This window comes from Roseateles sp. GW821-FHT09G03 (genome assembly GCF_059416045.1).
On sequence record NZ_JBWKOK010000007.1, the window covers coordinates 267,479 to 279,781 of the forward strand.

General features: G+C 59.3%; 6 protein-coding genes. All 6 read right to left on the reverse strand.

Annotated elements, in window-relative coordinates:
- Nucleotides 1–3 precede the first annotated feature (3 nt).
- Nucleotides 4–5,508, reverse strand: coding sequence for an ATP-binding protein (locus AC07OZ_RS24200; protein ID WP_495469623.1), 5,505 nt, complete (start codon nt 5,506–5,508; stop codon nt 4–6).
- Nucleotides 5,505–7,040: a hypothetical protein gene (locus tag AC07OZ_RS24205; protein WP_495469624.1), complete on the reverse strand. Its 1,536-nt coding sequence runs from the start codon at nt 7,038–7,040 to the stop codon at nt 5,505–5,507. The genes AC07OZ_RS24200 and AC07OZ_RS24205 overlap by 4 nt, the downstream gene beginning before the upstream one ends.
- Nucleotides 7,037–9,145 (reverse strand): hypothetical protein, encoded by a 2,109-nt coding sequence (locus AC07OZ_RS24210; protein WP_495469625.1) that lies wholly within the window; start codon nt 9,143–9,145, stop codon nt 7,037–7,039. The genes AC07OZ_RS24205 and AC07OZ_RS24210 overlap by 4 nt, the downstream gene beginning before the upstream one ends.
- Before the next feature lie 24 nt (nt 9,146–9,169).
- Complete coding sequence (locus AC07OZ_RS24215) at nt 9,170–10,504, reverse strand: DNA cytosine methyltransferase (protein WP_495469626.1); 1,335 nt, start codon at nt 10,502–10,504, stop codon at nt 9,170–9,172.
- Between the two features lie 35 nt (nt 10,505–10,539).
- A complete protein-coding gene (locus AC07OZ_RS24220; protein ID WP_495469627.1) occupies nt 10,540–11,274 on the reverse strand; it encodes a DUF6088 family protein in 735 nt (244 codons plus the stop codon).
- Nucleotides 11,275–11,499: 225 nt separating this feature from the next.
- Nucleotides 11,500–11,640, reverse strand: coding sequence for a hypothetical protein (locus tag AC07OZ_RS24225; RefSeq protein ID WP_495469628.1), 141 nt, complete (start codon nt 11,638–11,640; stop codon nt 11,500–11,502).
- Between the last annotated feature and the right edge of the window lie 663 nt (nt 11,641–12,303).

Sequence of the window (12,303 nt, forward strand, 5' to 3'; positions counted from 1 at the left end):
TGCCTACGGCTTGGAACCTAAGTCCCGCATCAGCTCATAAAAAGGCAGGCCGCGAATCACTTCGCCTGGTGCATCGAACGACTTGTATAGGCAATGATGGTTGGGCAACGACTTGACTCGCTCCGAAAGCTCGCCGAGATCCGAAACGAGTCCCAGCGCACCAAGCTCCGCAGGCGTAGCGTTGGGCACCTTGTGGATGCACCAGGTCAACAGTGGTTCGCGATAGTCGGTCGCACCGACCTTGAAGTGCCGGAGGTATTGCGATGCAAGAATCACCCCGACCCCGAATTCACGTCCCTGCAGCAGAAGTTTGCGTAAGACGTCGAACTCATAACGCATGATGTTGTCGGCTTCGTCCACCAGCAAGTACGAGTCGACAACTCGGAGCTGAGGATCCGTACCAAGGAAAGGTCGCTTCTGCGTCTTCAGCATGTTCTCGTAGAACATGTTGAGCATCACAGCCACAAGCATGTTCTTGCTACGGTCATCCTGTCCAAGGGCGTCGAGTGACACGACGACAACACCGTCGAGAAACTTGTCGAACGGTAGCGTGTCCTTTGGATCGCGAGCGAAGACTTCCATGTCAACCAAGTCGTCGATGATGGCCATCGGCGTGTCCGACTTGCCTCCGAGCAGATCCCGATACTCGGCATGGATATCGTAGATGGTTGGAGCCCGCCCCTGCGCGGAAGCTGTCTCGTAGGCGCTGCGCACCGCGCCCTTTAACTTGTCCCGTTGTACCGGCCCAATGCCGCTGTACACCTTGTCGAGCACATCGGTAAAGAAGCGGAACCGGTCGAGCCACGGCGCCGCCGACTCCCCCATCGCGGACGTATCGAACAGGTTCAGGGGCAGTCGAGTCGGTTTCACAACCCTGGCGCCTGTAGCCGTAACGAAATCTGGGCTGCTGTAGTCCCTTTTGTAGTCGAATATTAGGAACCTCGGCTTCACGCCTTGGTTCTGCTCGGTAGACGTCGCGATCTGATAGATCAATGACTTGAGCAGTTGGGTCTTGCCCGTCCCAAGATCGCCAACGACGCCAAGGTTCAACTGGTTCAGCCGGGTATCAGAGACGTTTAGAGCGACGGCCCTTGGCTCGAATCCGTCCGCCGAACGCCCAACTGACAATTTGATGCCAGTAGACGTAGACGCCTCTTCATTGTTGCAACACGCAGCCTGCTCTAGCGAATATGGGCCAATCCCCGCGGAAGCCGATTGCTCGTCTGCTGGGAGGGCCACGGCCGTAGCACCGTCAGTGCCTCCGTCGCGCTCGGTCTGGGCTGGCACTCCGGGCGACGATGCCGCAAGAGGCCGCGTTTCGGCGGAGGTAGGCAACAACCCCCACTCGCCGACCTTCGCACGTACCGCGTCGTAGAAGGGCTGGGCATCCCCAGCAACGATGCGACCTGCGTCTTTCGCCGCAACCACAACCGATTCGTGCAGGCCATCGCCATCCCAATCGTGCGCATCACTCTTTCCCGACCCGTCGATGACGATGAGACGACCTGCTGCGTCAACGGCGATCGGGGGCACGGGGCCAAGGATCGCCGACGCAATGCTTTCGTGATACTCGGCCCATCGGCCGGCCTGATCACCAACGATGCTGTGCTGGCTGTACACACGCAATCCGAAGCCAATCATCGAGAGCAGTAGATGTTGGTACGCGACTCTCCAAACCGCCGACTGCTTCGCTCGCCCGGCAATGCCTTCGAAGAGTGCAGCGAGTGCTCGTGCCTGGGACAGCGCATCGGCCGCCTCTGCCCTGCTCAACTCGCCCCCCTGCCGGCACTTGACCTCCACGGGGGTTAGTCGGATCTTGACACCGCCCTCTTCGACTCGGATGCCGATGACGAGAAGATCAGGGCGCGACAGCGACGCGTCTTTCCCGAACGATCTCGCCATATCGGCCAGATAGCCCCGGAAGGGATCCACAGGGACGATGATCGCAATAGAAGCGTTGCCCGGGCTCCCGGCGACAACGGGAAGGATGCTCGACAAATTCCCAGCGGTCCGGAATTCATCTTGGAGCAATCTGACAGCCACAAATAGGCCAAGGTCCCCGGTCGACCCCGTGTTGTCCCCAGAAAGGCCGCGCACAGTCGGAATGCCGCGACGCGCGACTTCAAGCAGGATTTGCTCGACGGCATCATTGCCTAGTTCAGCGCACCCGGGAAGGGCCGCTAATACACGCGTCAGCCCATCGCGGTCAGCGTCTTTGACCCTTGAAAGCAAGTAGTAGCCGCTCGTATCCCCTGCCCGGCTCGAATAGGCGGGCAAGTCGTAGTCCCATAGGTAAGCGCCGTCGATCCAACCTGCAAGGAAGCAGGCCGGATCAATCGCCGACGACGACACGGCGACGAAGTCGGCCTCCTTTTCCTCAAGCATGCCTTTCACGGCATGGACATTGGGAGCAAACCGAAGTCCGGTACGGCCTTCGTGGCGGCACTCAATTGCCAACATGCAGGCCGCCACCTTGTCCATGAGCACATCGCCACTGGGAGGCATCGCTCTGCCCTGCCGGGATTCGCTTAGGAACGAGCCGGGTAGTTGGCGACGAACCCGGTGGCGGATAAGTCCTCCGGGGCCAAGAGGCGAACGCATGCCGACGCTCGTGGTCGCTGGCTCGGCCGAATCGAGCTGCGCGATGATCCCCAAGTCAGGCTTCGCGTCGACCGGCTGCTTGTTGAACCAACGCACCAATCCCTTCGTGTCTTCCGCGAGGTTTGAGATGGTTGCCTCGTCGGGCATCGAACTCGCCGGACGCACATCGAAGACTTCGAGCATGCGCCGCCCCACACTAGTCCCAGTGTTGCCGCCACTTCCAAACCTTCTGGCGCACCAAGCCATTAGCCCGTCATTGCAAGCGTCCGTTGCGCCTCCCGCGCTCGAGACGATCAAATTGACGACCGGCTTGGCCGACAAAAGATCCGAGACGTCCTCCAACGCGCGCGCCACCTGAGCGGAACTGAAACCACTAGAGATGCCACCTACTGTGATCCCAAAAACGTCGTCGAATGGTGGCCTGCGGCACCTCTCCGCAAGTTGTCGCAATCGAGCTCCGTTCCATAACACCGACCAATAGTCAGAGCTGCACTCAACCGAGACAAAGTCCTCTCGATCAAGCCCGCCTGGAGCTTGCAGCGACAACGTCAGCAAATCGGGGACGCAATCAGGATCGAGGACGCTGGCGGCCGGACAAGGCATGGGAATGCTGCCCTCTGCCGCCTCGTGTAGAACTTTTTGGGCAACGCAATGCCATGCTAGTCGCAACGGATGGAGCGGAGAAAGGAGTATTGCGTCTGGCACACGGGCGAGTGTTCTACCGTCAGGCTCGATGGACCCGACGGCCACTACGTCGACCCAACAGGCCACGTCTGGCTCCGACAGAAGCCATACGGCGTATGAGTCCAGGTAGGTCTCGATCAACTGCTTGAACTCGGCATCGCGCGCGAGCCACGCTCCAAGTTTTGCCGATTCAAGCAGGCCAGATTGGTCGTCAGTCTCCCGTATGCGCCGAGCGATCTCTTGCCTTGATTCAATGAAGTTCCGGGGCGGGACAAACAGGGCCGGATCCGGGCGTGGGTCGTGGAGGAACTTTCCCCGCGACAGGATTGTCCCGCCATCCCGGCCCCAGTCAGGGGGTGCCCATGCCTCGGCGTAATCGTCTGCAATGACTAACGGTCGGAATGATTGGGCAATGTTGTTCTCATCCAGCAGCCATGACTGCAGGCTGGCGATGCGGGCATGCCGATCGACCTGAACGACGGACTTGGCGTCGAAACGCTCGAGGTGATTTCGGTTGAGCTTAATTAACCGCTCGAACTCGCTACGGCATCCTTCCTCGGACGTCTCCGCACAAGTTACGTAGACGCGACAGGTCTCGAACACACCTTGGCTGGCCCTGAGATATCGGATGTCCACCTGATACTTGGCATCCGCATCAATCTCGATCTGGTACTCACCCTCCTTGACCTGAACGGCATGGAGATCAACTAAGCCCTCATCGACCTCCGTAGCGTCGTCCGCGATCCCCGTCACACCTTCGACAGTGATATCAGGCGAAACAAATACGACCAGCTCGTATCGCCCGGAGCCAGGGAGCAGCATCGTTGTCTCGAGTTCGGGGCCGCTGGCCACCTTGCGCGCCGGTCTTTTGGGCGGAGTCAGCTTGCTCGCCACACGACAGCAGACGAGGATGCCAGGCGCCCAATGCGCAAGCGATACCACCTTGATCGAAGCTGCCTTGAAATCCTGGGCCGTAGCCTTGTAGACGATGGGGGCCTTGTGGGCGGGAGGAGCTTCGTCGGAATGCGCAAACGTGCCGTCAGGCTTGGCGACAAGCTCTACGAATTGCTTGGTGCGAACGCTTCCTGAATTGCGCTCCAGTACAACGCCAGCGAGGGTGGCTTTCGCAGAGGCTCCAGCAGAGATCGCCAGCACAGCTTCGCCGCGGACAATCGCGGGCATGCCTCGTCCAACTGGGAAGACGGAGTTCACGCACTCGACATGCAAGTCCCCAACCTCCGCCGGCTCTTCCGCCATCAGCTCAAGCCACTTTTCCGCCGTGAGCGTCTTCCACCAGGACGGTGGAGCATCTAGGTATGACCCGCTGCCAGGCAAGTAGAACGCCGAAGTCGCTCGCTCAAACGCCGTTGGCACATTGCATCGGTCACGTAGATGCGCCAGGAACTGTCCCAGGGCATCGGCGACCTCACGAGGCGCCCCCTGTCCAAGAAGCGCGATAGCGGTCCCGAATCCGTCCGCCAGCGTTGCCGCCAATTTCGCAAGGACATCATGCAAGCCTTTCGCCGATAGAACGGAAGCGCTCGATGGCATGCCGCAAGCCAGCGCAACTGCCTGCCACGGATGTAAATCTAGACCCGACGTTGGGACAGAGAACAAGCGAGACAACAGCAGCCACGCCGCATTCCGAGTTCCGTCGCTACCCTCCACATCGTCAACGGCCTCGGTGGATTGTCTCGTGACGTCGCGTGCCTCCTTAGTTGCCTCGTCGTCGAGCCCAATACCGGCTAGTGCTTTGCTGACCAAAAGCTGAATGAACTCGTCGCCCCACCAGTCGTCGAATGGCGCATGGCTGCTGTTGTTCTGCATGCCGACACCAAACTCGTCGGTGGTCGAGGCCACGGACTTGTTCTGATGCTGGCCCGGCGGCACCAACGCTACGAAGCTAGGGTTGTGCGGGTCATTGCGCAAATGCAGCAGGTGGTTCTCGTCACAGAGTCCAGACTGCCCCACTTCCGGGTTCTGCACCCTTTCCGCACTCGAAGAAATTTGTAGCAGGACCGGCAAGGTCATAGAAACGCCGTCTGCATTTTCAACGCGAATTCCGCCCTCAAGTACGAGGGATTCATAGATCGGACGAAGCAGCGTCAGTGGCGGCCCATGGAAGATAAATCGGGTCTCCAGCCGCGTACCGCCGCGCCCCGAGGTCGCATCCACCACCTTGCCGCGGATGTACTCTGCGAGTGTCTCGGAAAGGTTCTTCATTCTTGGTTTACTTCGTGATTTGCTGCACTGCTTGCCGGGAACGGTGGCAACAGCAACATCCCGCTCTCAGCATCGGGGCTATCCAGCACAAGACCGAGCATCCGCAATTGATGGCCCAGGTCACTGCCGACGATGTCATTGCGGTCCACGACAACGCCGTAGGCCGCGAGGTGTTGCACTAACCGCTGTATCGACCTAGGGCCGCCCATTCCGGCCAGCGCGCAATGCGCGAGTGCTAGGACCGAAGCGGGGCCCAGCGAGACGATCCATGGACTTGAAGCACTACTTCCCTTCTTCCGCAGCACGTAGCCTTGGTCGTAGCCTCGCAGCAAGGGACTAGATGTTTGACGCTGACCTAGGCAGTGGCGAGCGAACTCCATCAAATTCGAGCCGATACCCTTCTTGCACAGCAGAGCTCGTGCCTCGTTCTCCAAGACGTCGGAGATGCTCTTCGCCACTCCCGCACGAGCGAGGGCCTCGCGGTTCGCTCGCAAGTGACGGCACAACTGCTGTATGTCGTCACTGGTCGACAAGGGAGACGAATAGGGTAGCCCGATTTCGCCTAGGGACCAGAGCACTGCATTGATGCCGAGCCGAGCCTGCAAGTAACCCGACGCCAAGTCCTTGAAGACCAATAGGGCCTTTCCACCGTACGACATGTACTGCGGGGACTCAGGGAAAATCGAGTGTGCCGGAGCCTCGCCACCTGATAGCTGCTCGCCAATTGATTCCCTGACATTCCGCCAGATACGCGCCTGGACATCGCAGAGCCAAGCAACATGGGCCACTGCACCCAGGCGAATGATTGCCTCCAGAAGCGTGATCCATTGGCGCCGCGTCATCGAGTCCTTGGCCGCGATGATGGCTCTCAGATCTTTCGAAAACTGCCTCGCGGGGAAGTTCACGCCCTTGAAATCCGCCCTTGCCAGAATCTCGGCCTCCTCTGCAGGCAGGGGAACGATGTCCCAAGACGGCGAAGGCGCCGTCCACGCATCAGCTTCCTGTTGAAGCCAGCGAGCAAACACGTCGTCGCCGTCACCCACGCTCAACGCTTCGAACAAGTCGATCCAAAGTGTTTTCGCAGAAGCATGGTCATTGGCCCCTAGCCAAACCATTCGCCTGACCAAGCTTCCAGCAGGCCAAGAGTTACTGCTCAGCCGTGCGGAACCAGAAAAGGCCGCAATGCCAGGCACCAATGGCGACACCTGAAGGAATCGCTTGGACGACTGGTTCGGGAGCTTCGGGCTTTCAAGCACACCATGGATGACGGTGTTCCAGGTGTCTGCCGACACCAGCGCGCCCTCAGGAGTGCGTTGCTTGTCGCGGAGCTTCTTCACCAACTTGTCATGAGCCTTACCCGCCTGAGGCACGGCACCTTCTTTCAGCGCCGCGAAACCGACAGTCCGGTACAAGGAAGATACGAGTACCTCCGAACTGGCGTACTCGGGTGCAGGGCTGATCGCCAGTGCAGACTTTTCGTAGCTGCGATGCGATGCCTTCCACGGAGTGTTCTTAAAGTCCGCGAGCGTCATTGGCGGGCCTTTTCAATTCGGGATACGAAACCGTCCCAGGATTTCACGATCACCGTGCCATCTGCACCAATACGGATCTTCGAGCGTCGAAGAATTTCTAGATCGCGAACTATCGGCCCCGCCAACCTTGCACGGGTAGTGTCCAGAAGCGCTACCACCGTCCTCGGCAGGGACGCCGGAGACAATCCGCGCTCCAGTTCCTTGACCGCCTTGAACAGGTCATAGGTAAGCGCGATCGACTGCGCCGATGCACCACTACCAACCTCCAGGAAGCAAATCGGCGACAGCGGCCTGCCAAAATTCTTACGGGACGACACGCCAACATGCTGGCTCGGCACAACCAACGTGGCCTGGCGCTGCGAAGGCGGAAGCGGCTGGCCAAAAGTAGTCGTCAGCGATACCTCAAAGTCGGCCCCCTTGTTCAAGAGTTGCTCAACCTGATCGGCTACTTCATAGATGCGGTGCTGCTTCTCGTCATCGACAACCTCCTGAAACGACGCAAGGATGCTGGCATCAGGAACAACAGAGGAACGTACGCAGATGCTCCGACGCACAAGGCGCCCCGCAAAGTCGCGCAGGAGTTGTTGCACCCGGCTAGCAGCGGCTGGACGCCTGCGCCGCACTTCCGGCCGCGAGAGTCGCTCGTCCGCTTGCGCAAGCTTTTTGAGGAGATCCAGCTCCATTGGAGAAAGGACTTGGTACTTCCGAATGAACTCAATCCCTTCTTGTATGGACCTGCTAAACCGAATGTCAATGTCGCGCAGCATGACCGTCGTTTTCGCGCTGACCGCCACCTGACTATCCGGACTCGCAAGCGCAGGATCGAGAAGGTCCACGAGGCCTTCGAGCAGAGGGGCGATCGTGGCAGGAAGGTAAGGGGCGCGACGCTCGTGCAAGAAGAGTTGCAGGCCCATCAGCGTGCCGTCGTCGTCCAGGCCCAATTCCTTAATATCCTTTCGGAGAGTCGACGAGACATCTCGGTCCCAGCGGTGGAAGAGCGCGTGCTGATAACTCGACGTGGCAAGCCGGAATGCGGCTGTCATAGCCTGTTTGGTTGGACGTCGTACGCCCGAGAGGCCGGCATCCAGTTCGATTAGTTTTGCAGCCCAAGCGCACGGATCGCCGTGTTGCTCATCGCGAGCTGGAAGGTGCCCCGAAAACAAGTAGGACATTAGCGAGAAGAGATCTCGAAAGCTCCAGCGCTTTCCGCTTCCCAACTCATTCCACCTAAGGACTTGCAGCAGTGCGTCCCGCGCTCCATCTCTCGAAAGCAACGATTGGCTGTAGCAGAAGGGACATTTATCGCCGGCAGCACAGGCTCCGTAAACGGGCCAGGCCGTCGACTCAGTGGCCTGCCGAATGAGCGTTTCCGCCGGCGAAGTCTGCTCGCCAGCCGGAGGCACGAGCAATGACTCGGCGTCCATCGGCCAGACAGCGATGCCGGGAAAGCCGGCGAGCGGCCAGCATGACGGCGCGTCGGCAGCAAGACTTACTGCGCGGGTGATGGCCTCTAGCACTATGCGAGGGCTGTCGAGCTTTTTGTCGATCGCATAGATCAACGCGTCGTCCAAGACGCCGCGATTGACGCAGCAAAGATAGACGTCAGGGCGATCACTGCCCACGAGGCCACCAAGCTCCTCAATAAGCAGGTTTGCCGCCGACATGCCTTCCCGACCAATAGTGGCAGTTGCATCCTGCACGATATGCAGCCGCAAGTCTCGTGAGGTCCGAGAAAGCATTCCCGCGTTGGTCGTGACTACGCGCGGGATGCCACCAATGCGATGGAACGATCGAGCCAGTTCATCGACTAGGCGGCCATCGCATTGCAAACTTGTATCGAGCCAGCGAACGGTGGACTCGATGGCCTCGGTCTTGCCATTGCCAGGTCCGCCCACCAGAAGGACAACCTTTGGGCACACCGGATCGCCGGCCGCAAGAGAGCTTGCCCAGTTCTCCAGACGCACCAACAAGTTAGTCTTCAGCAGATCCTTTGCCGGCCGACCACTATGACTATCGAAGAGCCGCTTGACGCCGCCGGCATGATTCCCTGCCCAATCCACCAACGCACGGGGAAACGGAGGCTGAACGCCGTGCTGTTCATTCATTTCTTCTCCCTTGGGATGCCGCTCTTAAGCGACGGCTACTTCCTCGAAATCAGCGCTCTCACAATTGGCTGTAGTGGGTCTTGATGCGCCTGCTTCCTTGGAAGCATCGAGGACCGCCCTGATTGTGAGCCCGATAGCCCTCGCTAGGAGCGGTGGCACTGCATTGCCGACCTGTGTATAGCGAGGACATTCTTTCGTCCTTCGGTCCCCACCCGTCGTGAACTTACCGCGAAATTGGAACCAATCAGGGAATGACTGCAGTCGAGCACTCTCACGGACGGTGAGGATGCGAGGCTCGGAGTAATGCAGGACATCATCTGGCAGTGTGGTAATCGTTGGAGCGGGCTCCCACGGATCCAGCGGGTAGATGCGGTGCTTCTTGGTGCTGTACTGCTCTCGGTTTGCCTCATTCATGCGAACACCTCGCGGACACTCCTTGAGGATCCTCGCGAACCGCTCACGGACCTCATCTCCATGGCGCGCCAATCGCATGCTGTCCATTGCATCCTTGCGGCAGCCCTTGTGCATCAGCTTCTGGTACTTTGACGAGGGCTCGTTGTACACAATCTCCTCAAAGCCTTTTGGGGAGCGAGGATCGACGCATGGCGTCTTTAAATGCCACCTGATAGTCAAGTCCGATAATGCGTCACAAACAGAGACCGATTCCGGCAGCCCAAGATCATTCAATTGAGCAAGCCGCATAGCTTCAAGCAACTTAAACGCCTGCATTACGCCACCGTCAAGCGCAGCCGCAATGCCCTTGCGCAATCCGATGACGATTAGCCGGTTCCGCTTTTGGGGAACACCAAACCGCACTGCATTCACCAGTTCGCCATGTACTTCGTAGCCGATGTCCTCCAGGCTCCTTTTCAACTTCTCGTAGTAGGACTCCGAAGGGGCGTCCCTTCCGCTGCCTGAAGCGTTTTTCTTCGAATACGCGACTTTCATGCCTGGCACGTTCTCCAGCACCAGCGCAGACGGCTTGATGGCCCTGACCACTTCGACATATTTTTCGAAGAGCTGATTCCTGGGGTCGTCTTCGTTGCGTCGGCCGGCAAAGCTGAAGCCTTGGCAAGGCGGGCCACCGGCTAGCACCTCAACACACCCCTCCAAGTTCTTCAGTTGGTCCAAATGCTGGGCCAACAATTCATCAATCGGCCAGGCCCGTTTCTCAAGCCAACCAGGCCAAGCGAACTTGCCGATTGGCAGCGTTCGCTCGCTCAGGAAATTCGCAGAGAAGGTCTCGAAGGCCATTGCATCGCGCTCCACGACGAACTGCCCCTCTAGTCCCGCCATGGCAAGTCCCAGGGAAAGCCCCCCGCATCCTGAAAATAAATCTACAAATTTGTAGGCGGACATTTGATCTATTGCCTATCTTGCTGAGCCGGCCGTATTCAGGCCATGTCTATGGTTTGAGTGAATGGGACCTTGGCGGGTCCAACCGCGTCCGCGTTCGGCGCATCAGAGCCGCACGTCACGGCCACCACTCTTCGGCCGCGCGACTGTCGCCCGGGATCCCGGACTACTGACGCGCCTATAACACGAGCCATCCAAGAAGGAAGGGCAGCGCGGCAGGCCACGAGCGTTAGCCATTCGGAACTGGAAAGTGAAAGTCGGATCTTGACCAGCGCCCTATCAGCCGCGCCCGGCCCCACCCAGGCCATCGCCCTCACGGCCGCGCCCGCTGGTCCATTTCCCAGCGCCAACATCCAAGCCGGCGCGTGTTGCAGGACCATCTCGACATCTCCGAGCAGCAAAGTCCTTGACCGGCCCGAAGTCACGTAGCCTCGCGTTAGCCGACTTTGCTCCGCAAGCCCAAAGGCAATCGCCGATGTCACGCCATCAGGCGCGATGAGTTCGCCTGAAAGTGCCGCCAACGACTCGACCACCTTCTCAGCCGAAGGCGGTCTACAGCCGCCTCGCCCCTGCACGGGCGCGACGTACGCGCCGCGGTCCACTCGGATAAGGTAGCCCTCCCTCGATAGCCTGGACAGGGCTTGATCGACTGCAGTCCGGTTTCCCATATGCAGGAACTCCTTCGGCGACAGAACCTGTCCCTCGGCTGAACCATGGGCGTACGCGAGGATTGCTTCGGGTATGGTTTTCATGGCGCGAGATGTCAGAATCATAGAGGAGTTTCTGACATGGAGAGGATTGCCACTTTAGCTGGGGGATGCATGCAAACTGCCATTGCATGAGCAGATGGGCGATCATGGCGCCGCACTAGCTCACCAAGCGAGCTAGTGCTTGGTCGGGACGACATACGCAGCTGATATGCAGGCTTCCGACCGTTCGGCTGAACTTGATCGACCGCGAGATGTGGGGAATGATCTCCGCGGCCGCTTCCCTGAGGGTCACGTCGTCGAAGGCGGCTGGATGCGTCTGGCATCGTCCCATTTGGCCGCCGGTTCGTGCACGCGTGCTTCTGGCATCGGCGTCTTGAGCATCGCGGTGCCCGCCGCGCCATCCAACTGACCGTATTTCTGGGCGAACAAGTTCGGAGCAAACCCGCGCGCAGTGCTCGCACTCTTCGAACGCTGCGGTGGAGCACGTTCGTGGGGTACGACCGGCGCTGAAGGAACTTGGCCGGGCCCTTGCTCGCACTGCTTGAAAAAGCTGCAAGCGGACCTTCCAAATGAATATTGGTAGGCCGTACAGGACTTGAACCTGTGACCAAAGGATTATGAGGCGATGGGAGGGGGTGGGCTTGAGGCCCATCAAGGGATTCAATGGCACCGGACACGTCGTGTCACCGCATCTCAGCGACCTGCGATCAAAGTCAACTCGCCTCTGAAAATATTATAAGCCGGACATGAAACTTGGCCTGCCAGAGGAGGTGCCACTTACGAAGAAGTGGTCACGGCGTGGTCACGAGACCCACACGGCAGTCCCAAGCCCACTGGCTAATGTTGACGGTCTCCGAAGGCGCCCCTGCAGCGCGCGGTCGCTGTCTTCGGCTCGCTCCCACCCATCAAGCCTGCGTGTTCGCGTACCTTGGCGTCGCAGTGTGGGTGAAGGTCATGCCACCGCAGGCAACGCAGCTAGATAGACAAGCTTAGTCGGCACTTGCCGTTCCGAGTTCGCTGGACGCTTACGCTTCGGGTGCCTCGCCAGGCGTCCACTGGTTGGCAACTACCTCCGCCAGAAGGCAGACAGCC